This is a genomic window from Microcoleus sp. Pol12B4 (assembly GCF_036701385.1).
Taxonomy (GTDB): Bacteria; Cyanobacteriota; Cyanobacteriia; order Cyanobacteriales; family Microcoleaceae; genus Microcoleus.
Genome location: NZ_JAUBQR010000008.1, coordinates 18,764 through 41,702, shown reverse-complemented (window position 1 = coordinate 41,702; position 22,939 = coordinate 18,764). Strand labels below are relative to the sequence as shown.

23 protein-coding genes are annotated in these 22,939 nt (G+C 44.9%); 6 read left to right on the top strand and 17 right to left on the bottom strand.

Annotation, left to right across the window (positions count from 1 at the left end; all coding sequences use genetic code 11):
* Positions 1-71: 71 nt before the first annotated feature.
* Complete coding sequence (gene ccmS, locus QUA38_RS02530; RefSeq protein ID WP_333158913.1) at positions 72-503, top strand: beta-carboxysome assembly chaperone CcmS; 432 nt, start codon at positions 72-74, stop codon at positions 501-503.
* Between the two features lie 308 nt (positions 504-811).
* On the opposite strand, the gene QUA38_RS02525 is transcribed toward ccmS, so the two are convergent.
* The 3 genes from QUA38_RS02525 to QUA38_RS02515 all read right to left on the bottom strand — a co-directional run bounded on the left by QUA38_RS02525 (position 812) and on the right by QUA38_RS02515 (position 3,267).
* Positions 812-1,747 (bottom strand): fused MFS/spermidine synthase, encoded by a 936-nt coding sequence (locus QUA38_RS02525; RefSeq protein ID WP_333158911.1) that lies wholly within the window; start codon positions 1,745-1,747, stop codon positions 812-814.
* Positions 1,748-1,932: 185 nt separating this feature from the next.
* Positions 1,933-2,532, bottom strand: coding sequence for an adenylate/guanylate cyclase domain-containing protein (locus QUA38_RS02520; RefSeq protein WP_333158909.1), 600 nt, complete (start codon positions 2,530-2,532; stop codon positions 1,933-1,935).
* A 6-nt stretch (positions 2,533-2,538) separates the two neighbouring features.
* Positions 2,539-3,267 carry a response regulator gene (locus tag QUA38_RS02515; protein WP_333158908.1) on the bottom strand — a complete coding sequence of 243 codons (729 nt, stop codon included), beginning with the start codon at positions 3,265-3,267 and terminating at the stop codon, positions 2,539-2,541.
* A 325-nt stretch (positions 3,268-3,592) separates the two neighbouring features.
* Here QUA38_RS02515 and QUA38_RS02510 point away from each other — a divergent pair, with 325 nt between their 5' ends.
* Positions 3,593-3,958: a hypothetical protein gene (locus tag QUA38_RS02510; RefSeq protein WP_333158906.1), complete on the top strand. Its 366-nt coding sequence runs from the start codon at positions 3,593-3,595 to the stop codon at positions 3,956-3,958.
* A gap of 29 nt (positions 3,959-3,987) precedes the next feature.
* Here QUA38_RS02510 and QUA38_RS02505 read toward each other — a convergent pair whose 3' ends face one another.
* The 5 genes from QUA38_RS02505 to QUA38_RS02485 form a co-directional block, all read right to left on the bottom strand.
* Positions 3,988-4,137: a hypothetical protein gene (locus QUA38_RS02505; protein WP_333158904.1), complete on the bottom strand. Its 150-nt coding sequence runs from the start codon at positions 4,135-4,137 to the stop codon at positions 3,988-3,990.
* Positions 4,138-4,210: 73 nt separating this feature from the next.
* Positions 4,211-5,119 (bottom strand): ABC transporter substrate-binding protein, encoded by a 909-nt coding sequence (locus QUA38_RS02500; protein WP_333158902.1) that lies wholly within the window; start codon positions 5,117-5,119, stop codon positions 4,211-4,213.
* Between the two features lie 319 nt (positions 5,120-5,438).
* Positions 5,439-6,224, bottom strand: coding sequence for an ABC transporter ATP-binding protein (locus tag QUA38_RS02495; RefSeq protein ID WP_333158900.1), 786 nt, complete (start codon positions 6,222-6,224; stop codon positions 5,439-5,441).
* A 112-nt stretch (positions 6,225-6,336) separates the two neighbouring features.
* The gene (locus QUA38_RS02490; protein WP_333158898.1) at positions 6,337-7,329 is read right to left on the bottom strand and encodes an iron ABC transporter permease; all 993 of its coding nucleotides are present in this window, start codon (positions 7,327-7,329) and stop codon (positions 6,337-6,339) included.
* Positions 7,330-7,377: 48 nt separating this feature from the next.
* Positions 7,378-7,932, bottom strand: a complete 555-nt coding sequence (locus tag QUA38_RS02485; protein ID WP_333158896.1) for a methyltransferase domain-containing protein — start codon at positions 7,930-7,932, stop codon at positions 7,378-7,380.
* Positions 7,933-8,087: 155 nt separating this feature from the next.
* Between QUA38_RS02485 and QUA38_RS02480 the strand changes: the two genes are divergently transcribed.
* From QUA38_RS02480 to QUA38_RS02470, 3 genes are read left to right on the top strand one after another with little or no spacing between them, the layout of a single operon-like run.
* Positions 8,088-8,534: a SufE family protein gene (locus QUA38_RS02480; protein ID WP_333099944.1), complete on the top strand. Its 447-nt coding sequence runs from the start codon at positions 8,088-8,090 to the stop codon at positions 8,532-8,534.
* Positions 8,535-8,548: 14 nt separating this feature from the next.
* Positions 8,549-9,463 (top strand): alpha/beta hydrolase, encoded by a 915-nt coding sequence (locus QUA38_RS02475; RefSeq protein WP_333158894.1) that lies wholly within the window; start codon positions 8,549-8,551, stop codon positions 9,461-9,463.
* A 55-nt stretch (positions 9,464-9,518) separates the two neighbouring features.
* Positions 9,519-10,478 (top strand): DUF6282 family protein, encoded by a 960-nt coding sequence (locus QUA38_RS02470; RefSeq protein ID WP_333158892.1) that lies wholly within the window; start codon positions 9,519-9,521, stop codon positions 10,476-10,478.
* Between the two features lie 93 nt (positions 10,479-10,571).
* Here the strand turns inward: QUA38_RS02470 and QUA38_RS02465 are convergent, their stop codons facing one another.
* The 4 genes from QUA38_RS02465 to QUA38_RS02450 form a co-directional block, all read right to left on the bottom strand.
* Positions 10,572-13,427: a right-handed parallel beta-helix repeat-containing protein gene (locus QUA38_RS02465; protein ID WP_333158890.1), complete on the bottom strand. Its 2,856-nt coding sequence runs from the start codon at positions 13,425-13,427 to the stop codon at positions 10,572-10,574.
* Between the two features lie 190 nt (positions 13,428-13,617).
* Positions 13,618-14,793: an ATP-grasp domain-containing protein gene (locus tag QUA38_RS02460; protein WP_333158889.1), complete on the bottom strand. Its 1,176-nt coding sequence runs from the start codon at positions 14,791-14,793 to the stop codon at positions 13,618-13,620.
* 22 nt (positions 14,794-14,815) lie between these two features.
* Positions 14,816-15,877, bottom strand: a complete 1,062-nt coding sequence (locus QUA38_RS02455; RefSeq protein ID WP_333158887.1) for a DMT family transporter — start codon at positions 15,875-15,877, stop codon at positions 14,816-14,818.
* Positions 15,878-16,019: 142 nt separating this feature from the next.
* Complete coding sequence (locus tag QUA38_RS02450; RefSeq protein WP_333158885.1) at positions 16,020-16,520, bottom strand: thioesterase family protein; 501 nt, start codon at positions 16,518-16,520, stop codon at positions 16,020-16,022.
* Positions 16,521-16,661: 141 nt separating this feature from the next.
* On the opposite strand from QUA38_RS02450, the gene QUA38_RS02445 reads away from it, so the two are divergent.
* Positions 16,662-17,513, top strand: coding sequence for a universal stress protein (locus QUA38_RS02445; protein ID WP_333158883.1), 852 nt, complete (start codon positions 16,662-16,664; stop codon positions 17,511-17,513).
* A gap of 119 nt (positions 17,514-17,632) precedes the next feature.
* On the opposite strand, the gene psbM is transcribed toward QUA38_RS02445, so the two are convergent.
* From psbM to QUA38_RS02420, 5 genes are all read right to left on the bottom strand, one after another.
* A complete protein-coding gene (gene psbM, locus QUA38_RS02440) occupies positions 17,633-17,746 on the bottom strand; it encodes a photosystem II reaction center protein PsbM (RefSeq protein WP_015177760.1) in 114 nt (37 codons plus the stop codon).
* 288 nt (positions 17,747-18,034) lie between these two features.
* A complete protein-coding gene (locus tag QUA38_RS02435; RefSeq protein WP_333055813.1) occupies positions 18,035-18,331 on the bottom strand; it encodes a 2Fe-2S iron-sulfur cluster-binding protein in 297 nt (98 codons plus the stop codon).
* A 148-nt stretch (positions 18,332-18,479) separates the two neighbouring features.
* Positions 18,480-20,375 carry a TolC family protein gene (locus tag QUA38_RS02430; RefSeq protein ID WP_333158881.1) on the bottom strand — a complete coding sequence of 632 codons (1,896 nt, stop codon included), beginning with the start codon at positions 20,373-20,375 and terminating at the stop codon, positions 18,480-18,482.
* Between the two features lie 141 nt (positions 20,376-20,516).
* Positions 20,517-21,902, bottom strand: a complete 1,386-nt coding sequence (locus QUA38_RS02425) for a TIGR03279 family radical SAM protein (protein WP_333158879.1) — start codon at positions 21,900-21,902, stop codon at positions 20,517-20,519.
* Positions 21,903-21,975: 73 nt separating this feature from the next.
* Positions 21,976-22,743, bottom strand: coding sequence for a methyltransferase domain-containing protein (locus QUA38_RS02420; RefSeq protein ID WP_333158877.1), 768 nt, complete (start codon positions 22,741-22,743; stop codon positions 21,976-21,978).
* Positions 22,744-22,939: the final 196 nt, after the last annotated feature.

Below are 22,939 nucleotides of genomic sequence, written 5' to 3'. Positions count from 1 at the left end.
CAACTGCCAACTGCCAACTGCTAACTGACAACTGACTGTAAAATATTAGTTTATACAAACAAGAAGAGAAAATGTTTTTATTTGATAGCCCTGAGTCCAAACCCAACGAAAATAGCTGGAGCCGCAAGTTAGATAAATTTGTGAAAGCTAATCAACATGAATTGGCTGCTTTGGCTTGGGGGCTATTTCTGGAAAGGGGAGAGGAAAGCGAGGAGATTTTGGCAATTGATATTGCAGAAACTGCGCGTTTTGTGTATTGTAAAAAAGAGGCGGTTGAGGAGTTGAACCGTCAAGTAAAAAGTCATATTCAGGAAGTTGTAGGTGTGTTGAACGCTCACAAGCCTGAGAAGGAAGTGGCGATTTTGGCGATCGGTGAAGGTCAAATTAAGTTAATTCTTTTTGAACCTAAGCCTGAACCTCCTGTTTGTTTTGAGGAAGCCGCAACCGATGTGGATACATTGTTGGCTAAGCTGGAACAGCAGATGGTTGAATATATGAAATAGGAGTTATATCAAATCCGGTGGTATCGGAATTGATATTACCTAAAGTCAGGAGAGGACGCCGCGCGGTTTCCCTACAATTAATCGGGCGATGGTTATATCTCTTATCGAGGAAGATTGATTATGTTGAGGTAGGGAAACGCCAATGCCGTGTCCTCAGTTTCCCTATTGTCCATGGTTATATCCGAGATCGCACTCTGAGGGTAGTTTCATCCAACAGTCTCTTTCAATCCCTCGGTGAGATAAACTGCGTATCAGCAACAGACAAGATGCCTGTTCCACAAAGAGTAAACCGGGACTTATTATAGATATCAGAATAACCAACAATCAAAATAACCAGCGGGCGGCGAATCATCATGAAAAATTTGAGCTTTGTCTAAAGTAGGTACAGCCTCCGCCAATTCTCTACCTACTTTTACCTCAAGCGCCCTGTCTGTTAATGGAAAGGAAAATTGATGGCTATCTTGCAAATATTTTGCCTTAGCAACAATCTCATCTTTCTCCAAAACCTGGCTGTTGCTACCAATCAAAATGCTATTACTTTCCTGGCAAACACACAGGCACACCTGAGAAAACACACTTTGAAAAGTCCTGATTTTTTCGGCATAAAACTGATCCCTGTGCAGCAGATTTGCTAGTACAACTCCCTCGCTTGACAAGTGTTTTTCGCAGATTTGATAAAATTCTTTGGTGGATAAGCGGTGCGGAAAGTAGCCGTTGCCAAAAGCTACGTCGATCATGATGATATCGTACTGAATCTCTGATTTTTGCTGCTCTAAATACTCTCGGCCGTCTTGAATTGTTACAGTTAGCCGATCGTCTAATTTCACCCCAAAACACTGTGTAGCTGCTTCGATCGCGATCGGATCGACCTCTGCACATTCTATAACAGTGTCCGGCAAATAGTGGTGCAAAACTAAAGGAACTCTGCCGCCGCCAAATCCAGCTATGTAGATTCTTTGAGGTTGGCTTTGCCATACTAAACCCAACATCATCGCCTGAGTATATTCAGACACTAGATGTAAAGGATTGTTGAAATCCAACACAGATTGCAGTAAATCTGTTTGCTGATTGACTTTTTCTATTAAAGATAGCTTAATGTGCGATCGCTCTTTTGTGACTGCAACATAGTGAACACCAGACTCTTTGCAAAAAATAACTTTGTCTGGCTGTTGCTGCAGCCAAGCCAGCCGCTGTCCCATAGCGGATAAATTGATAGATTGCCAAGGTTTGTGTTCCTCAATCATCTGATTTTAAATTTTATTTGAGTTCGATATTCTGTTAAAATATAGCCTCCTCAACCCGGTTTCTAGAAAATAGCTGAGTCGCCCGATATCTGCGAAGAAACCGGGTTTCTAGTCAAGGCTGGCGCAAGTCATGTTCTCATTTTCCAGCATGGTAAAGAACGAGAAGACAACAGAAATTCACCGGATTACATCCGCTTGTACGCCACCAACTCCAAACCCGAAATCGAAAAATCCACTCTTTCCCAATCTTGCTTATCACCTTCCAATTTTTCAAAGGCTGCTGAGGTGAGTAAAATCTCTCCCCGTTCCGCTAAATCCTCTCCCAGCTTCGATGCTAGATTAAATTCGGAACCGTACATATCCTCTCCTTCCAGCATCAAAACATCGCCACAACCGATACCAATGCAGAGGTAAATATCCATTTCCGGCGGCAGTGTCGTGTTAACAGCCGCCGTGTGTTTCACAGAGTCGATCGCAGCTTCTACCGCCGCTTTTACATCAGCAAAAACTGCAAAAATATTGTCTGCTTCCTCCTTAACTACAGTGCCACCGTATTCGGAAATTATCGGTTTGACAATTCCGTGCATCCGGTGAATCATTGCCAAAAAATGAATAATTCCGTAGCGGACGGTCGTGCGCGAAAATCCCGACATATCCATTACTAAAATGGCGTAATTTTTGCGGAAAGTGGCATTAATTTTTTCATCAATTTCAGCAATTCTTTCGGGATATTCGTTCCTTTCTTGCAGCAAGGTTTCTAAGTAAGCACGGTTATTTGTTTTCATTTTTGTTTAATTAAAGTCCCAATCACGACACATTTCTTGAGGGCGACCAGCCGGATGCACTGCACAAGTGATTCCATCCTTACCGTAGTAATAATCGCACACTTTGCAAGGTTTAGTTTGCTCTAATTTTTTCATCCAAATTGCCCGGATTGTCTGGACTCGGTTGCGATACTTGTTTGCATTCGAGTGACTCGGTTCAATTGCCAAAGCTTGCTCGAAAGCTGCTAAGCTGGAATCGTACAATTTAATAATTTGGGCGCTGTATTTTGTCCAAGCATCGGCGTGGCTTTGATAAAGTTCGACTGTATTTAAGTTTAAAATTCCGTATTCCGTCCAAGCCTCAGCAGAAGCTCGATCGAACTTAATATTGGCATTGAGCAAAACTTTTTTGATCGTTGCCAAAAGTTCCCTCGGCTGCCAAGGTTTGCTAACATAAGCCTCGGCGCGATCGATCGCCCGGGAAAATAAAGCTAATTGCTGTCCCTTGCCTGTTAAAAATACGATCGGTATGTTCCGAGTTTCGGGATTAGCTTTAATTAAACGACAAACACCGTAACCGTCTAGACGGGGCATTATGACATCTAATAATACTAAATCAGGGCAACTTTTCTCAATTTTATCTAGCGCTTCCACACCGTCAGATGCCTGAATTACATTCAATCCGCTGCATCTCAACTGATGTGAAATGCACTCCCGCTGACTGCGGGAATCTTCCACCACTAAAACTGTACTCATCACTCCCCACCTGGTTTCTGAAGTAAATTTGTTCGCTGCTTCGAGTAACCCTTGCTGAAATCAGTTTACCCGCCTTGGATGAATTTGTTATCACTGGCAAGCTAAACTTACTCAAATTGCAACAAATCTTAAACTGAGGAGCGAAGGTGATACTTATCAGAAAATGCTGGTTGCTAATACCCGAATAATTGTTGAAGTTTTGGGCGGTAAATATTGGGCTTTTAAGCCTTAATAACGACAAATCCTACTGATGGGGGACAAAAACCTTGTTGAATTGCAACAGATAATCGGCTAATGTGTACGTTGAAGTTCTTAAGGACGACAAATGAATAGATTGCTCCTCACTTTACTTGTAAGTCCGACGCTGTTTGGATCTCTGATGTCTTTGAGCGCGATCGCAAATCCCGCTCAAATTGGCGAAACACCAAGCCAATCGGCTGATTCGCCCCGCTGCGTGCGATCGCCCCACACTCAGCGTCTGACTTGCGTGCGACTCCCCGCCAAAGCTGCTGCTGCTAATTCTAAACCGACGATCGCTTGGCAGCGCCCTGCTGACGAACAGACGGCGATGCTGGATTTTTCGGAAGAAGAAAGCGATGCGGCGGCGGCGCTGTTTGGCTGCGACTGTCAGAGGTGTATCAACTCGCTGCGACAGTTGCGCGGTTTGCCACCTCTGGATCTAGCTTCTTGAGGGCGATGCGACAGCATAGGAAGTCAGGCTTAAAAACCAGGTTTCCGATCGCTGCGCCCTTTCTCACTTTTAGAGAAATGGTAGTCAATCTGTTCCAGCATTTCTATAGATTTTGGATCTATCAAAATCGGGTCTGCTTTTACGCCTTCTACAGCTATTACCCACAGTGTAATTAGCAAGGTTTCTTCAACAGTTCCTAGTTAAACTGGGGTTTTAGTAATGACTTACTTCTGTCAGTTTCTGTAACCCCCTCTACTTTTTAGCTAGAACTTGTTTAAGTTGAGCAGTTGCTTGCTCAATTTTTTCGATACTCCCTGGGTTGACCAATCCGTAGTAGTCAAAAACGTAAACTCGATTATTTTTAGTGGCTGTTAGTTGATTCCAAAATGAATCAGATTTAAATTTGTCTAAAATTCCTTCTTCCCGATCGACAATAATGATAACTTCGGGATTAGCCTCTAAAACCTTTTCCGCTGAAAGCGTCACGTAGCCTCGAACAGGGCTATCTCCTTGCAACTGGGCGGCAACATTTTTCACGTTAAACTTACCCAGCAAATCTCCAGCCCAACTGCTTTGATTTGGAGATAAAATTGGTTGTCTGCTTACCAAAACTAAAGTGGCAGGGCTTTGATTTGGGATGTCTGTTAAAAATCTTTGGTAGCGTTTTAACAGAGGTTCGGGATTCGTATTGAGGGATTTAGCTAAAGTAGTTGTTAACTCTTCGAGGGATTTCCAGCTATCAACTTGAGTAAGTAAGGTTTTTATTCCAAGCTGCTGCAATTTTTGCATTGTTTGGTCGTGAAATCCCGACGCACCTACCACCAAATCCGGTTTCAATGTGATGATTTTTTCCAAATTGGGAGGTGTGCGTTCGGCAGTTACTGGGGTAATCCCTGTAAATTTGGGGTTGCTGCTGACTAATGTGCTGCCTGGAATTCCTACAAGTTTGCTTGGGTCTAGTTGATGGATAATATCCGCCGTTAAAGGTGTTAAAGCTACAACTTTTTGTATAGATTCGCTGTTAGCTGTTTGTGGTTGATTTGCTGGTGGGGAAACAGCAGGAGTTGATGGCTGAATTTGGGGTTGAGTGGCGACGGAGCAAGCGGTAAATGCTAAACTCAGCAACAGGATAGCGGTACGAGAAAACAAAGTTTTGTACATAGTTTTGGCTGGAGTTACACCGAGTTTAGGCCAGGTTGAGACAGAATTGACGGGAAGTTCGATCGCACTTGAGCGCTTAATGATTTAAATATCAATAGTTTACTGGATATTTTGTATAACAAGTCGCATTTATTGCCTGAGTTCTGATTTTTTAAGTATCTCTTAAGTTTTATTCGAGCCTTTGGAACCAATACTAGGCAATAGTTTAAAGCCTGTGGCACTCAGATAGAACAGCGGATTGCGGGAATAAATTAATTGAAATGATTATGAAGATATTGAGAATTTCGTGCGAGTACCAGCTTTTACTTAGTATAGATTCTTAAGTGTGAAGAGTAGGAGCGATCGCACAAATCTGCAAGCCTACAGAAGTTTCTAAAATGATAGCTTCTACCCCAAAAATCTTAGCTAAATTATCAGGAGTTAAAACTTGTTCGGGAGTTCCTACACAAAAAAGTTTCCCTTTCTTTAACATAGCAATGCGCGAACTGTACCTAGCAGCTAAATTAATTTCATGCAACACCGTAATAATCGTCAATTTGTGTTCTACATTTAATTTATTAAGCAAATCTAACAATTGCAACTGATAGCAAATATCTAAATAAGTAGTAGGTTCATCTAATAGCAAAACTTGCGGATTTTGAGCCAAAGCTAAGGCGAGGAAAGCGCGCTGGCGTTCGCCTCCTGAGAGTTGTTCGACAGGGCGATCTCGAAATTCCTCAATCCCAGTTTGAGCGATCGCAACCTCCACCTTTTCCGCATCTTCCTTGCTCAATTCCCACTGCCACCAACCCTGATGAGGAGAACGCCCCAAACTAACTAATTGCCTTACCGTCAAACCTTCCGGTACTGTTTGCTGCTGTGGCAACATCGCTAATTTTTGAGCGACAACAGCCGCAGGTTGAGTATGAATTGCTTTGCCATCAAGCAACACACTTCCTTGCTGCGGAGTTAGGATGCGGCTAACTAACTTCAAAAAAGTAGACTTACCAGAACCGTTGGCACCGATGAGACTCAACCACTCACCTGGTTGTAAAGATAAAGTGATGTTGTGGGCGATCGCAACTTCGCCGTAACCACCTGTTAAATTGTGAATTTGTAAAGACATGATATTTGGTTATTGGTTATTGGTTATTAGTTATTGGTAATCGGTAATCGGTAATTAATTTTGCGTCTTCCTTTTTCCCTCTTCTTTCTTCCTTCTTCTCTCTTCCTTCTTCTTAATAACTAGAACGCCGATAAAGCAGCCAGACAAACAGCGGAGAACCCAACAAAGCCGTCACCGTACCCACAGGCAATTCTGCCGCACCCAAACGAGCCAAAAAATCAGCAAAAGTCAACACCCAAGCACCGCCGATCGCACTCATCGGCAACACAAACCGATAATCATTACCAACCAACAAACGCACCCCGTGAGGCACAACCAATCCCACAAAACCAATCAATCCGCCGATGCTGACAGCACTCGCAGCTAGCAAAGTAGCAACACCCCCAATCAACAAGCGCGATCGTACCAGCGAAACCCCCAAACCAACAGCTAAATCGTCGCCCAAAGCCAGCAAATTTATCGAGCGCCCTAAAAAACATCCTAACAGCAAAGCAGTCAAAATATAAGGTGCCGCCACCTGCAAATCCGACCAACCGCGACCGTTCAAACTACCGATTAACCAATTCAAAGCAGCTTGCAAACGGCTGTCTTCAGCTAACAGCAGCAGTGTAGTTTGTATTGCCCCAAACAGAGAACTCACAGCCACACCGGCTAAAACCAAACGTTCAACAGAAATGCCAGTTTTAGTTTTTCCCAAAAAGTAGACCAGCATCGAAGTTAAAATAGCACCTATCCAAGCCGCCAAAGGCACCCAAGTTTGAAATATTCCCAACGTCAGCATGGTAATCGCAACCAACCCCGCACCAGCCGAAATTCCTAATACAAAAGGATCTGCTAAACCGTTGCGGAGCAAACCTTGCAGCAACGCCCCCGACATTCCTAAAGCCGCACCAACCGTCAGCGCTGCCACAACTCTGGGCAAACGCAATTCCCATAAAATAGTCTGATTGACAGCATCACCTCGGTGCAGAAATGCTTGCCACAATTGATCGGCACTCATGGATACCGCACCAAAAGAAAGCGAAAGGGCGATGGTGAATAGCAAACCCAATCCTAAGAAGATGACTGCCGGAAAAATGCGATGTTGTAGCCCGATTTTTTTCACAATATATTATACCGCTTTTCTTTTCGATAAAATCGTCTTTTTGCCTAGTTATTTCTGCGCTATCGCCCAAACTACCAAGGGAAAATCCGGCTCGTTTGCGAGCGAATGAATGGAGGGATTGTAAAGCTCCCACCTGGCAAAGTTTGCCACCACACAAGCTCGGTTTCCCCAGGCTCCTGTTTGAATGCTTTCTAAATTAAAACCGCATTCAGCAAGCAAGTATTTGATGCCAGTTTCTGTCCAGCGAGAGCAATCTGTAGGATGATCGTGAATGCGAATTAAAAAGGGTGTGGTTATTAAAAAATATCCCTTGCTGTTGAGCATTCTATATATATTTTTTCCAGCGCGGTAAGGCCACAGTAAATGTTCAAATATCTGCTCGGCAATTATCAAATCAAATGTTTCATCGAGGCAAGAATCGCAAATATCAAAATCGGGATACTTAAGTGATTTATAGCTTTTGAAAGACTCCCAATTACCCCAATTATTGCCGGATATTTCTAATACATTCAAGCCCTCTGGCTGCAAGCTTTTAACAATTCTGCGCGTTTCGCGGTTCATAACGACTCGACACCAATCTTCATTAACAGCACTAAATACCATATTTCCTCGGTTTTGAACGCTAGAACTCGTTAACTACAATAACAATAACCTATTCACCTGAAGACTGCTTCAGTGGGAGCAGATGAGCAGGTGATCGCACCCGTCGGCAAAATTAAATGTATAATATTAACGAAGTAAACCGCTACGAGTGAATCATGTCCGCAAACACCGCGCTACCCGCAGCCCTAGCTAAAATCGTCCAGCGCTTTCAGCGACACTCCGATCCAAAACAGCGCTACGAACAACTGCTGTGGTATGCCAAGCGACTCCCAGCATTTCCCGAAAGCGACAAACTGCCGGAAAACAAAGTTTCTGGCTGCGTGTCGCAAGTTTATATTACTGCAAATTTGGCAGACGGAAAAGTATTGTATCAAGGCGATTCAGATGCTCAGTTAGTCAAAGGATTAGTTGGCTTGCTGGTGGAAGGTTTGAGCGGATTAACGCCTGCTGAAATTGTCACCATTACCCCAGATTTTATTCAAGACACGGGATTGAATGTGAGTCTGACACCTTCCCGCGCTAACGGATTTTACAACATCTTTCAAATGATGAAAAATAAGGCGCTTGCTTGTGAATTGAACAAGCAAGCCGAAGCAAATTAAAAGAATCAACAGTTATGACTCAAACTACAAATTTAACAAAATCCGGTTCTGGCAACTATCCCGCCTCAGTTCAAGAATATATCTGGAATTGGAAAGAAACGCAAATCAAAGTTATTTACGAAACCAGAGGACAGGGAAATCCTGTATTGCTGCTGCCTGCTTTCAGTACAGTTTCCACGCGAGAAGAAATGCGTCCTTTAGCAGAATTGTTAGCTTCTAACTTTCAAGTTGTGAGCTTAGATTGGCCGGGTTTTGGCGAATCTAATCGCCCGCGAACCGACTATAAACCGCAATTGTACCATCAATTTCTGAAAAATTTTGTTGAGTCAATTTTTAATAGTCCGGTTGCTGTAGTTGCAGCAGGTCATGCTGCGGGTTATGTGATGCAATTAGCGCAATCAAAGCCTAATGTTTGGTCAAAGATTGTGTTAGCTGCGCCGACTTGGCGCGGACCTTTGCCGACGATGAGCAAACAGCAAAGCGGGTGGCATGGAATTGTGAGAGAATTAGTACGATCGCCCTTACTGGGACAATTCCTATACAAACTAAACACTGCGCCGTCTTTCCTCAGTTTGATGTATCGGCGTCACGTCTACGTCGATGCAGCTAAAGTCACGCCCGATTTCATTCAAAATAAGTGGAAAATTACGCAAAAACCCGGTGCTCGCTACGGTCCCGCTGCCTTTGTGACGGGTGGTTTAGATCCGGCTAAAGTGCGATCGGAATTTACAGATAATTTTCAACAATTAGCAGTGCCGGTGATGGTTGTAATTGCTGAGAATGCGCCGCCCAAATCAAAGGCTGAAATGGAAGCATTAACGGAATTACCGGGTGTTGAATCGCTAGTTATTCCCGGTTCTTTGGGTATGCACGAAGAGAATGCAGCAGCTTTAGCAAATGCGGTTAAATCTTTTATTGGAGAGAATTAAAAGAGAATGAACTGCAGAGGGCGCAGAGAACGCAGAGGGGAGAAGGGAAGAGGGGATGAATGCAAGCTGTTTTTTTACGTTAGTTTGGATGGTTTGCTATTGGTTTTGTCTGCCAGTTTATGCTGTCGGAGATTCGCCGATGGTCAATTTGCCAAAGAGCACGATTGAAGGTGCGATCGACTTTCACATCCATTCTTCTCCTGATGTGATTCCCCGCAGGTTAGACGATTTTGAGGTAGCGAAATTAGCTGCTAGTGCGAAGATGAAAGCTGTTGTATTGAAAAATCATTATACCAGCACAGCAGCACGGGCAGTTTTGGTTAATAAAATAGTACCAGAAATTGAAGTTTTCGGAGGAGTTGTTCTCAATCATGCTGTCGGTGGCATTAATCCCGACGCTGTAGATGCAATGCACCGCGTCGGGGGCAAATACGGTAAAGTAGTGTGGCTGCCAACGGTTGACGCAGAGCATCACTTACAGGTTTTTCACAAATCGGGAATAGGGATTAAAGTTGCGAAAAATGGCAAAGTTTTACCGAAAACAGCAGCGGTGTTGAAGATTGTAGCCAAAGAGAATTTGATATTAGAAACTGGTCATATTTCCTCAGAAGAAGTGATGGCAGTTGTAGCTGAAGCTAACCTTCTCAACATTAAGAACATCCTGATTACCCACGCAATGGCAGATGTACCGGGTTTGTCCCTAGAAAATATGCAAACAGCCGCCCAGATGGGAGCATTTTTAGAACTCGCATTTGTCAACGATTTGATGGGAGAAAATGCCGCTGATGACGGACACAAAAACTGGCATCAAGTTTCTATTAGTAAGATGGCAGCAGCGATTAAACTAATAGGAGCAGAGCATTTTGTTATGAGCACGGATTTAGGAAGGAAACCAGACCCTTTGCCGGCGGAAGGTTACAAATTATTTGTGGAAAAATTGATAAATCAAGGCATTTCTTCGCACGAAATTGATTTAATGATGAAACACAATCCAGCTCGATTGTTAGGCATTTAGAATTGGTAATTGGTAATTGGTAATTGGCAATCGGGGATTGGTAATCGCTAATTGGGAATTCTCTTCCTTCTTCCTTCTTCCTTCTTTCTTCTTCTATTCTTGATTTTCTTTGCTGCGTAGGTATCCGTTATCTGCAATGCGCCAAGCACCCCCAGGATTGCCCGTTAAATCGCTATCTTCCACGGTAGCAATGCCATCTCTGTAAATGCCTATCGCCTCACCTTCATTACCATTAATCCGACACCGGCGCACGATCAATTTTCCTCCCAATCCGACACCTATTCCCAAACTGCCGTTGTCAAAAATACTGCAATCTTCCACCGTTGCTTTCGCATTATCCGATATAAAAATTCCGTTCCATACCCCATCATGAATTTGACTGCGGCGGAGAATACAATTTGCATCAGGGCCGCAAATTCCCACCACAGAATAGTCCGCAGAAGTGAGATCGCTGTCTTCTATGATTAACTCGCCTTTGCGAATATCTACAGCGTAATATTTCCCTGTCGCGCTCAGGGTTAATCCCCGCACTAAAGCACGGTCAGTTGCCATTTTAATGCAGTTTGAATTGATACTTTCAACCACAATGCGATCGACCTCTCCGTTGCCGATAATTTCTACCGATTTGTCGATAATTAAACTTTCGCGGTAAACGCCTGGATGCACGTCAATGCGCGTGCCCGGTGCTGCATTTTTCAGCGCTTCGCTAATAGTAGTATAATCGCCTTGACCCTGGTGAGAAACAACAATTTTTTGACTGTTCAAAACGTTGGGATTAGAAGTAGATGCTTCAATTTGCTTTGATTCCGAGTCAAAATGCTCAGATTGTCGATCGCCCACTTCGGAAAGTTGCGATGTTAGCAGCAAGCGTTCTTGATAAACTGTCTCTAGTTGGTGTTCTAACTCGGATACTTGAGATTGAAGTTGAGCTTGATTGTGGTTTGCTCTCTCGATTTGACTTTGAGTTTCCGAGAGTTGAGAATAAAGGTGCGATCGTTCTCTGTTAGCAGTTTCTAGCTGAGATTCCAATTCAGAGCGACTTTGACGGACACTTTCTAACTGATTTTCTAATTCTGATACTTGAGATTGAAGTTGAGTTGGATTTTGATTAGCTGTTTCGATTTGACTTTGCAATTGCGAGAGTTGAGAAGTGAGCTGAGATTCCAATTCAGAGCGGCTTTGACGCACACTCTCTAACTGATGTTCTAACTCGGAGATTTGAGATTGAAGTTGATTTTGATTGTGATTGGCAGTCTCGATTTGAGCAGGGAATTCCGAGAGTTGAGAATAAAGGTGCGATCGTTCTGTGTTAGCTGTTTCTAGCTGAACTTCTAATTCAGAGCGAGTTTGATACAGACTATTTAGGTGATGTTCTAGCTCGGAAACTTGAGATTGAAGTTGAGCTTGATTTTGATCGGCTGTCTCGATTTGACTTTGCAATTGCGAGATTTGAGAAGTGAGCTGAGATTCCAATTCAGAGCGACTTTGACGCACAGTTTCTAACTGTTCTTCTAAATAGGATACTTGAGATTGAAGTTGAGTTTGATTCTGATTAGCTGTCTCGGTTTGACTTTGCAATTGCGAGATTTGAAAAGTGAGTTGAGATTCCAATTCAGAGCGATTTTGACGCACACTTTCTAAGTTGTGCTCTAACTCCGAGATTTGAGATTGAAGTTGATTTTGATTCTGGTTTGCTGTCTCGGCTTGACTTTGAATTTCTGAGAGTTGAGAATAAAGTTGCGAGCGTTCTGTGTTAGCTGTTTCTAGCTGAGATTCTAATTCAGAACGAGTTTGACGCAGGCTATCTAGCTGAGCTTCTAAGTCGGATACTTGAGATTGAAGTTGAGTTTGGTTCTGGTTGGCTGTCTCGATTTGACTTTGGGATTCCGACAATTGAGAATAAAGCTGCGATCGTTCTGTATTAGCAGTTTCTAATTGAGCTTGCAATTCTGGTAACTGAGATAGGAGTTGCGAGCTATCTCCCTCCTTGCGATGTATCTGATACTCCAATTCTGACAACTTAGCCAGCAGTCTCTCTCGCTCTAAAACAACCATTTCGGATTGAAGTTGTACTTCCTTAACTTGAGAGTTTAACTGCGTTTTATCCAGATTAGCAGCTTCTAACTGTCTTTGCAGTTCTAATAATTCAAATGGAGGTTGCTGTGCTTGTTCGCGAGCGGTTTGCAATTGAGAGTTGAGTATTTCGCGTTCTTGCTCTGCACTCTCCAATTGAGCTTGTAGATCTGACAATTCCGAAGTAAATTGCGATCGCTCTGTTTCGACTAATTGCAGTTGATTTTGCAAACCCGACAGTTGAGACTGAAGTTGCTCCCGCTCTTCATTCGAGCGATCGAACTTAATTTGAATTTCCGACAACTGGTACTGTACCTGCAATCGGCTTTGGCTAGCCGTTTCCAACTGACTCTCAAATTCCGACAGCAGAGCCTGAAATTGAGAACGTTCTGCATCAACCGCCTGTAACTCTGCTTGCTTTTCCAGCAATTGAGCGTTAAGCTGCGATCGCTCCTGCTCCGCAACTTCTAACTGATCTTTAAGTTCTGCCACTTCTGCTAACTGCGACTCAGCTTGTTGAGCATTTTCTAGCTGAAACTGCAAATCAGCAATCAGATCATCAATTTGCGATCTATCTTTGGCAATTCCTGCCAAAAATTCTTCCATTTCCGACACTTGATTTTTTAAAATATCTTGCTCGCGAGTCACAGCCTCAAACCGACTTTGCAACTGGGATAATTCAGAATTTAACTTATTTTCATTCTGAACCTTTTGCCGCAATTCCGAATTTCGGGCATCCAACTGAGCCGCCAAATTCGATATAGCCTCCTGCGAACCCTTCATCCGCACCAAATTGCGGGAATTTCGCTTATTCAAAATTAGCCAGCAGACTAATGCCCCGCCTCCAAATCCTATAAATAAAAGTAATGCTTGCATTTGTTTTATCTAATTAATATAAATAGAGTGACTTTGATGCTAACAAAAAAATGGACATCTACAAATCGCTATCTTACTCAAAGCTATCACAACTTGCCAGCCTGTGTTCACTTGGCTCAACAATTTATATTTCTTTACAAAGCCATTTTGTTTACAGGTAAGGTGCGCCCAGCGCACCCTGCCAGTCCGATTAATGAAGCAAATCCACAATATGAGGAATAATTTGGATATGCTGAGTCAACAAATAATCCAACCTATCCGCCAGTAAACTAAAAATTAAATCGTTATAACTCATCTCGTATTCCGCCAAACCTAAAGCTACCAAACTCGTCACATTTTCCCCTGGGTGTTTCAGATCCGGTTTGGGATTTGCTTCCAAAACATAAAGCGAGCCATCAGCATCACTTCGGACATCGATCCGCACCAAACTGTTCAAACTAAACTCCCAATAAATTTTTCGAGCTAACTCAATTAACTCTTGTTTTAGTTCAGGTTCCTCACCGCCCATCAACCGTCCTCTGTCGGCCGTAATCGCCTTTTGATCCATAGAAGTAAAGATGCGTTCTTCCGGCTCCAGCACTCGCTCTACAGTCGAAAAAGCAAAGGGTTTGGTATTTTTATAAAATCTGCCTTTAGCATAAGTAACATAGCCACAGACCGCTACACAAAATTCTCGTCCCGGCAAATACTTTTCAATTAAAGCAGTATTGTGAGTGTCTCGGTGAACTTCCGAAACCGCCTGAGACAAACTCTCAATCTTGTCTACAAAATGAACGTGCAGCGAAGCGCGACCGGATACTGGTTTAACAACAAACGGCCCTTGATAGTCACCAAAAGCAATGGCAAAACGCTGATGCAAATTAGGCTGCAAAATCCCTTGAGAAGGATGCCAAGTCATAAACGGAGCGGTTTTAATTCCGACTGATTGCAGTTCCCGCTTAAAAGCGTGTTTGTTATCTAAAGTTGAACTATTTAAAGGATTGTGGCCGACATAAGGCATTCCCAACATTTCCAACAATGCGGGAGTGTGACAAACAGGATTGTAGCCCTGGACTCCGCCAGTATTCAGCCACACTAAATGGATATTGTTTTGTTTGAGTCGTTCCGGGAAATTCATGTCGTCAGGAATGACAAATACTTGCTGAAAGCCTATTTCTGCTAAGGCTTTAGCAATCTCGCGGGCGACGATTTCGTAACTTTTCCAAGCGCGGGGATTGTGAGTTTTGTAAATCACAGAACCAGGGCGATCGCAGTCGCCACCGAACACCACAGCAATCCGCAATTTAGCAAACAGCACCTCTAAATATTGAGGCAGAAAAGTAAACTCATAATGCCAGCGATTCCGGCTAATTGATCTTGGAATCATTTAATTATTTTTCCTTTTAGTTTCATTTTTTAGCGACTGAACCGCTAGATTTTCCCAAATATATTCCAGCCAAAACCACAGAAAAAGCAAACCAATTAAACAAGCTCAAACTTTCCGAAAACAGCACCCAAGCCATAATAGCCGTAATTACGGGTTCTAGCAGCAGGAAAAAAGCTACAAATTCCGAGGACAAACGACCTAGACTGTGGATAAGCAGTCCCTGACCAAAAGCTTGGCAAATCACCGCCAAAGCAATTACAGTCAGCCATCCCTGCCAAGAATAAGGGAAAACTCGATCTCCTGCCAGCAAAACCAGTGGCAAAATCAATATACTGCCCATAAAACAGCGCCACATCAATATAGTTGTTGCCGGAAACTTGGTTCGCAAATGTTCTGAAATGAGCAGATTTCCTGCATAAAACATCGCCGATAAAAGAGCAGCAATGTCGCCGGCAAGATTGTCTCCCGCAGTTTGCAAATCGTCCATGCCGATCGCAATTGCGCCGGACAACGCCACCGCCAGTCCCACCAAGAATCGGCTGTCAAAGCGCCGCCCCAACAGCAGCCATCCCCCCAAAGTAGTAAATAAAGGAGTTAAGTTTCGCAGTACAGTAGAATTAGCGACATTAGTCTGACTCAGTGACCAGGCCCAGAAACCCACAGAAGCAGAAGAAACCACGCCTACCGCTGTTAACAGCATCACATCCTGCAGAGTGTAGTTCGATCGCTCTTCAACTTCCACCCCAGACATTCGGCGACGCGCAGCACCCGCACCATTCCACACTCCAAATACTACAGTTGCTATCCACAAACGGTTAAAAACCGTAGCATTAGGGCTGATTTCCCGTTCGCTCAACCTAATAAAAATCGCAGCCAGCGACACCGCTAGCAGCGCCGCCGACAGCGATGCGATCGCCCAAATTTTGCCTTGACTCTCAGCTAATTCACCGTTCTTTAAACTGTCTGGCTTTCCAGAAACAAGAGTTTTGTCTTCAGTTGTTAAGGCAGAGTTTAACTCTGTTGTTTCCAAAATATTGCGCTGAAGTTCAATATTTGGCTCTGGCAATCCCAGTTTTTTTGACATTATTAAAAGTTCCAATGAAGGCAGAAGGCAGTTGTGTAGGGTGCGTGACCAAATAAAATTTGGGCGACGAATGGAGTGACTCAAAAGTCACGCACTCTACTTACTAGGGCTGCACCAACTATTTTTTATAGTTAACAGCAGCTTAGGTTGAAGGTTTAACAGAAAGCCTTGTTAAAGCCTCCTTTAGTGCCGGTGGCAATTGCCGGATAATCTTGTTCTTGTCGCGATCGACACCAACCAAAGTTACCTGTGCTGTCACATATAACTCCTGAGTATCAGGCGATCGAATTTCGTAATCCCAAAGCAGCCGCACACCCTCGGTAGCAGCGATCCGCGTTCTGACTGCTACAGATTGACCCATTTGTACAGCCCGGTGGTAGCGCAGCGAAAGTTCCACCACGGGCAATTCCAAACCCTGCGCCACCCAGTCTGCATACTCGATGCCGAGAGAGCGCAAACTTTCCACCCTAGCTTCCTCCATCCAAGCAATATAAGTCCCGTGCCAAACCACACCGCTGTAGTCAGTATGGTGAGGATACACTCGCACCAAATATTCAAACCAGCCCTCAGAGTCCATCCCGCGCCGATTTTGAATAGCACCAGTCGGTGCGAGTTCTGGTTGAGTTCGATCGTTCTCTAACACTTTACAAATCGTTCCAAAACGCTACATTTCTACAAATCATAAGACAAACTTCAGGCTTATGCTTGACAGTAAGAAACTAGAGTACCAACGCCCTAGTTTAACGTCGCACAAGAAAACTCAACTGTTTTTACCGCCAAAACCATGATAGAAAAAATTTTAGTAGCAGTAGCCGGTCGCGGCTTGTGCGAAGAGATGTTTAATATGTTGATGGACATCCCTTCCTTGCAACAAACCTCTGTCACCGTCTTGCACGTCGTGCCGCCGCAAGTAACCTCCGATGGCATGGCCGAGAAGTTGGAAGAAGGAGGAAAGATTTTAGCACAAGCAGTCCAGTCTTTGAAAATAGATCCCAGCAAAGTCAACCCGCGGCTCAAACAGGGAGACCCGAAAACCACCGTTTGCCAAGTCGCAGAAGAAGAACAATCCGACTTAGTAATTATGGGTTCCCGGGGACTCGGAAGGCTGCAATCGATTTTGGAAAACTCAGTAAGCCAGTACGTTTTCCAGCTAACATCCCGACCGATGCTGTTAGTCAAAGACGACATTTACGTCAAAAAAATCAAGCGCGTCATGGTAGCGGTAGACAAATCAGAAGCTGCCAAACAGTCATTGCAGCTTGCGCTATCTTTGGTCAAAGAAGTCAGTGGCGGAGAGATAGTTTTAGTACACGTCACCAAAGATTTGACGGGAAAAGCCAGCGAAGATTTAACAGCAAGTGCTGAAAAAGACCCCGTATTAGCTCCGGCAGTAGCGCTAACCAAACAAATGGGAGTTAGCTACCGCTGCGTGAGTGCTACAGGCAAGCCAGGGGAAGAAATTTGTCGGATTGCAGACGACTTGAATGCCGACTTGTTGGTAATCGGTTCCCCGGATCGGCGACCCAGCGTTGCCAAAAACTTTGTGGATATCGATCGACTCCTAGGAAATTCGCTATCAGACTACGTGCGAGTTTATGCCAACTGTCCGGTCTTGCTAGCCCGCACAGTCGGCTAGGATCTTATTGTTAAGAGTTAGCAGCTAAAACTCAACAGTTAACAAAAAAAGCGCCTCAGCAAAAAGCTGTTGGCGCTTTTTTTGCAAGCAGCAAAGCCAGACAGAAATAGCAGCAGTTGCTAATCTTTTCTACCTTGACGGCTAGCTGTTTGAATGTACAGAATGATTAGAAAAACACTGGGAACCAATACAAACAGAATGGTTGCCACAAACCCTAAATCGTTAACTTCCATGAAGACGCTCGCCTCTATCGGAAAATAGAAAAACACACACAACTAGGATATCACTCAAAGGCAAAAGGCAAACTCGAACACAGAAGAAGAGCTTACCGACAAGCGTCGAAACCCTCTTTCTGGCTCGATGCCTTGCTGCCCTATCTCTTATTTGTCCTAGAAACCAAGTTTTTTTTTCCTAGACCGGCAAAATGCGTGATTATACAGTGAAATAGGAAAAAAAAACAAAATTATTGCATTCTGCATTTTTCTTTGCTTCTGCATCTCTAGCCTTCTGCCCTCTGAAAGTCACGGTTTAGTCTTCACGCTCACCGGGCCATTAACCATAGCTTGACAAGCCAACCGATAGTTTTCGGGCTTTTTCTTGAGCTTGCGGTTCTCAAAGTCAGTGCGGGGCGACAGATTTTCACTGCCCTCTACAATTTCCACAATGCAGGTGCCGCATTGACCGTAGCCCCCGCAATTCATCATCTTTCCCGAAAATGTGTACAAATCGATGCGGTTTTCTAGAGCTTTGAGCCTCAAATTGGCTCCGTCTGCTGCGATGACTTCCTGATTTTCCTTCACAAACTTGATATTGGCCATTGCCGATTCCTTAACGCAGTTGACATGGAACTCTATTACAAAATATTAACTAATGTGTCGGACGTTTAATACCCGATGTCTAATTGCCTTTGTGATAAAAGGTGCGCGCGAGCGTAGCTATCCCGTAAGGAATCGCCCCAACTCAATCTCAAGGAGCATCCGAGAGGTTATTAGTCGGAAGATTGCTCACAGCCCGCTGGAGAGACGAAAGCCCCAGGTTATAGGTGACAATGGCCGACAATCGGTTTCTCTCAGCCCTAGTTAAATCAGTTTCCGCCTGAATCACATCCGTCTGAGTACCCACACCAGCTTGAAAGCGGAGTCTGGCCAAACGCAGAGCTTCCCTCGACTGCAAAACTCCCGCCTCTGAAGTTTCGATATTCTCAAAACTCGATTCCAAGCCAAAATAAGCTTGTTCCACTTCCCGGCGCACTTGGTTGCGGAGTTGGTCAAATCGACTTTCAGCGATCGTAATATCAGCATCCCGCTGTCTCACCCTGGCGTTCGCCGCGCCCCCGTCGAAGATACTCCAAGTCAGACTCGCCCGGATCGAATACCCGTCTGCCCAGCCGCGAGAAGTATACGGATCGGGGTTATCAGGGTCTTGTCCCAGCACGTTGTAACTACCCCCAACACTCAGTTGAGGCAAACGCCCCGCCTGAATAGATCGCCTCTGCTGCTTGCTGATATCCCTCTGCACCAACTGCTGTTCCAACTCGGGGCGATTCTTAAAAGCCTGCACGATACTCTCTTCCAAAGACAGCCTCCAAGACCCCGCTTGCTCTACCGGGTCCGCCGCTGTCAAGTTCGTTGACTGGCTGATATTCAAAATTTCAGCCAGACGCCGCTGGGCAACTCGCTGATCGCGACGGGCTACTGACAGTTGTTGCACTTCGTTAGCCAAATTTGCCTGAGCCTGCAACACAGCAAATCGGGTTCCCACCCCTGCCCGTTCCAGGGCTTCGGCATCCCGCAAACTTTGCTGGGCATTTCTGACCGAAGCTTGGCGGATGGCAACTTGTCCGTCCGCGTTTTGCAAGGTGTAGTAAGCCTCAGCAGTGTCGAAGCGGAGTTCCTCGGCTTGGCGTTCCACATCCAGTTCCCGAAGGCGCAACTGTTCCTCTGCAGCGCGGATGTTAGCGCGCCGTCTTCCGAACAAATCGACATCATAGCTCAACTGCAAAGTGCTGTTGAGACTGTTGCTGCCGAAATTTGTGCCGGCTTGGCGGGCGGGCTGCCCGGTTTGGTTAGCCTCAGCGTTGAAGCGGCGCTGTGCAGCCCGGATTCCGAGTTCTCCGCCTGCACTCACAGAACGGCTGGCGTCCATTTGAAAATTCAGGTCTGGATAAAGAGCAGCTTGCTGTTCGCGCAAAGCTGCTCTGCTTTGTTCCACTTGCTGTCCGGCGATTTGCAAAACTTGGCTGTTGCGGCGCGCGAGGTCGATCGCCTGCTGCAAGGTAATTGACTCAGTTTGCTCGATCCTGACATCCTCCGGGCTTGTCGGAAACAGCAGTGGATTAGGGTTGGGCTCCAGGGAAGCCGGAGGCTTGGTGTCTAGAATGCCCCTCGGAGGCACAGGGGGGAAACTTTCGTTGGGAGTGCCCCGGAGAATAGGTACCGGGGAACTGGGCACAGGAATATTGTTGGGAGGGTTTGGAGAAGGCTGCTGAGCGTCTTTCGGTTCCAACCCTCTTAGAGGTGTCGAACCGCCCTGAGACAGAGTTGATGGGGAAGCCGGAGCAGCCTGTTGAGGCTTTGATGCTTGCTCGGGCCCGGTTGCGGGAGTTGATGCGATCTTGGCTCCCCCTAGCTGCTGAGACTTTGAGGTTTGAGGGTTAAGGGCGATCGACTGTTCGGCCTCTGATGCTAATTCTGCCGCTGTGTTCGAGGTCGATCGAACATTCTGCCCTAATTCGAGCTGATTGCTAAGGGCCACACTGTCCTGAGATTGAGCCGGAGGCTGTGCTGAAGCACTCTGTGCGGAGTTGCCCAAAGTAATTGCAGCGCCCACTCCGACTACGATGATTTGACGAAAAACACGCATAATTTTTTAATTACTCTGCAATCCTAGAGACAATTTTAGAGCAAGATTGAGGTCTCAAGTTTCTAGTCTGTAGCCTGAACTCGACGGTTACAAGTCACAATTACCATACTCATCTTAACTTTTGAATGTTCGATTCAAAATTTAGAATTTAACTTCAGCATTTGCCAGACCGATCGCCGCCGAGATTAGTTCCTCTACTCCGCTCACCGGCAAAATCCGGGTTTTCAGCGAGCTGGCGAGCTGTTCGAGGGTCATGTCGTCTAGAAAACGCGGTTCCCCCTGTTTTAGCATCACCGACGGCAGCAGGATACCATCTCCCAAGTCTCGCCCCTGCAAAGCTTCGAGCAAATCTTGCCCGGTGAGCAAACCCGTGACAGTGATAGTTTGTCCCCAGTAGTTGCTGCACAGTGCTGCCATGTTGACGGACAAGCCGGGAATTTGGTTTAGTTGTTGTACGATCGGCTCAAAAGATTTTTCGACAGCATTCCCCACCACCCAAACTAACTTTCGCGCCGGCTCGACTTGCATCGGTTGTAGCTTCTCAAAAGCCGTTTCAAACTGCTGGATAAACTGGCGGATAGAACCCACACCATTACCAATTTGGGGATAATCTTCGTAATCAGCAGCCGACGGCAAATCTAAACCCGCGATTAAAAACCACTCGTCAGCCAGCCAAATACAGCGCGATTTTGAATTCTGCTTTTTAGCTTTTCCGCCGCTTTTTCCTTTACTTAAAAACACTTGAATTTTCTGCACTTGCTCGATTACTTCTCGCGCTTTTTCCGCAGTTACTGCGATCAGTTCATCTTCCGCAGGGCGAAAGCGAGTTAAACCCACTGGCACTACAGCCACCGATGCTACAGCAGGAATATTTCCGGTATGAAACTGTGCCAAATCTAACAAAGTGCGTTCTAAATGTTCGCCATCATTAATACCGGGACAAACAACTACTTGAGCGTGAATTTGCAAGCGGCGTTCTTGAAACCATTTGATTTGTTCTAGAATCTTGCCAGCGCGGAGATTTTTTAACAGCCTAATTCGTACTTCCGGTTCGGTAGCGTGTACCGAAACATAGAGAGGAGAAAGCCGCATTTGTTCGATTCTGTCCCACTCTTTTTGAGTCAGATTTGTGAGAGTGAGATAGCTACCATAAAGAAAGCTGAGGCGGTAGTCATCATCTTTGAGATACAAAGTTTCGCGCTTTCCCGGAGGCTGCTGGTCAATGAAGCAAAAAGGGCAGCGATTGTTGCACTGGATTAGTCCGTCAAAAAGAGCAGTTTCAAATTCCACTCCCAAGTCTTCGTCATACTCTTTTTCTATTTCTAACTTGTGAGTTTTGCCTTTGGCATCTAAAACTTCTAGTTCGAGAAATTCATCGGCGCACAGGAATTGATAGTCGATCAAGTCGCGGGGTTTTTGACCGTTAACGGCAACGATTGAGTCTCCTGCTTCAAATCCGATTTCGGCGCCGATGCTGTCGGGGATAACTTTGGTGATTAGGGCTGGTCGGGTTGATAATTCGCTCATATTTATTAGTGAGTCCCCATTAGTTATTTGTTATTAGTGGGACTCTGTTACACTTGTTTTGAGTTGATAAAACTTAGGCTCTTTTATCGCCAACGATGACAGCGATTGGAACCGCATAATGAATTTCCTCGCCTCGAAAATGCGCGCCAATTCCGAGACTGTCAACACCAATATCCTCTCTAAAAATTTCTCTTATTTTCTGGTCATCGCCGGGGTTGGGAAAAGAAGCAGCTAACTGTTGTTCCAGCCCAAGTTCTACCTTGTAAAAAGCCAATTTAACATTTTGAAGATTGGCATCTGCGACTAATTTTGGAAACTCTTCCAGAGTCAAGGCGCGAGTATGAGAGGGATCGCGCAACTTCTCAATCCGGTCATAAGCATTCACTTTATCGGGTGGCAAAGCAACATCAGCAATCAGGATTCGACCACCTGGACGACATACGCGAACTATCTCTGATAAAACAACATCTGGCTGCAAAAAATGATGGAAAGCGTAACGACTCAGAACAACAGAAAAAGTAGCATCGGGAAATGGTAGTGTTTCAATATCTCCTTGTTGCCAGGACAGATTAATCAAGTTTTTCTGTTGCGCCAGAATCTGGGCTTGTTCGAGCATCGCTGGTGTGATATCAATGCCAGTAACGTGACTGGCAACTTCCGCAAAAGCACAACTAACAATACCTGAACCGCAAGCAACATCTAAAACTGTGTCTTTTTCAGATACACTCGCCATTTCTCTCAGCAGGTACAGAGACTCTTGATTTGTGTGAGCGTACAATTTAGAGAAGGGAATTGCCTGACGAGTGAACTGGTCGATGATGGATTCCTGATGTGCGGTCATAGTTTAGGATGTGGCTAGCGGAGAATGTTTACAGTTTAACTTGTCTAGGCTGAATTTGGCGATCGGGCAATTTGCCCTTTGTTTTCACCAGGGACTCATTTCTTCTGGCACCTTTTTAATGGTGTTTTGCTGTACCTGTCAGCAAGAAGCCTGCTCTTAAATTGGTCAGAGCAAGTAAAAAATTAAAACTCAAAGT

Excerpts from the sequence above, each read along its gene's own strand:
- ccmS (WP_333158913.1), top strand. The coding sequence starts at position 72 with ATGTTTTTATTTGATAGCCCTGAGTCCAAACCCAACGAAAATAGCTGG.
- QUA38_RS02525 (WP_333158911.1), bottom strand. The coding sequence starts at position 1,747 with ATGATTGAGGAACACAAACCTTGGCAATCTATCAATTTATCCGCTATG.
- QUA38_RS02520 (WP_333158909.1), bottom strand. The coding sequence starts at position 2,532 with ATGAAAACAAATAACCGTGCTTACTTAGAAACCTTGCTGCAAGAAAGG.
- QUA38_RS02515 (WP_333158908.1), bottom strand. The coding sequence starts at position 3,267 with ATGAGTACAGTTTTAGTGGTGGAAGATTCCCGCAGTCAGCGGGAGTGC.
- QUA38_RS02510 (WP_333158906.1), top strand. The coding sequence starts at position 3,593 with ATGAATAGATTGCTCCTCACTTTACTTGTAAGTCCGACGCTGTTTGGA.
- QUA38_RS02500 (WP_333158902.1), bottom strand. The coding sequence starts at position 5,119 with ATGTACAAAACTTTGTTTTCTCGTACCGCTATCCTGTTGCTGAGTTTA.
- QUA38_RS02495 (WP_333158900.1), bottom strand. The coding sequence starts at position 6,224 with ATGTCTTTACAAATTCACAATTTAACAGGTGGTTACGGCGAAGTTGCG.
- QUA38_RS02485 (WP_333158896.1), bottom strand. The coding sequence starts at position 7,932 with ATGGTATTTAGTGCTGTTAATGAAGATTGGTGTCGAGTCGTTATGAAC.
- QUA38_RS02480 (WP_333099944.1), top strand. The coding sequence starts at position 8,088 with ATGTCCGCAAACACCGCGCTACCCGCAGCCCTAGCTAAAATCGTCCAG.
- QUA38_RS02475 (WP_333158894.1), top strand. The coding sequence starts at position 8,549 with ATGACTCAAACTACAAATTTAACAAAATCCGGTTCTGGCAACTATCCC.
- QUA38_RS02470 (WP_333158892.1), top strand. The coding sequence starts at position 9,519 with ATGAATGCAAGCTGTTTTTTTACGTTAGTTTGGATGGTTTGCTATTGG.
- QUA38_RS02465 (WP_333158890.1), bottom strand. The coding sequence starts at position 13,427 with ATGCAAGCATTACTTTTATTTATAGGATTTGGAGGCGGGGCATTAGTC.
- QUA38_RS02460 (WP_333158889.1), bottom strand. The coding sequence starts at position 14,793 with ATGATTCCAAGATCAATTAGCCGGAATCGCTGGCATTATGAGTTTACT.
- QUA38_RS02455 (WP_333158887.1), bottom strand. The coding sequence starts at position 15,877 with ATGTCAAAAAAACTGGGATTGCCAGAGCCAAATATTGAACTTCAGCGC.
- QUA38_RS02445 (WP_333158883.1), top strand. The coding sequence starts at position 16,662 with ATGATAGAAAAAATTTTAGTAGCAGTAGCCGGTCGCGGCTTGTGCGAA.
- psbM (WP_015177760.1), bottom strand. The coding sequence starts at position 17,746 with ATGGAAGTTAACGATTTAGGGTTTGTGGCAACCATTCTGTTTGTATTG.
- QUA38_RS02435 (WP_333055813.1), bottom strand. The coding sequence starts at position 18,331 with ATGGCCAATATCAAGTTTGTGAAGGAAAATCAGGAAGTCATCGCAGCA.
- QUA38_RS02430 (WP_333158881.1), bottom strand. The coding sequence starts at position 20,375 with ATGCGTGTTTTTCGTCAAATCATCGTAGTCGGAGTGGGCGCTGCAATT.
- QUA38_RS02425 (WP_333158879.1), bottom strand. The coding sequence starts at position 21,902 with ATGAGCGAATTATCAACCCGACCAGCCCTAATCACCAAAGTTATCCCC.
- QUA38_RS02420 (WP_333158877.1), bottom strand. The coding sequence starts at position 22,743 with ATGACCGCACATCAGGAATCCATCATCGACCAGTTCACTCGTCAGGCA.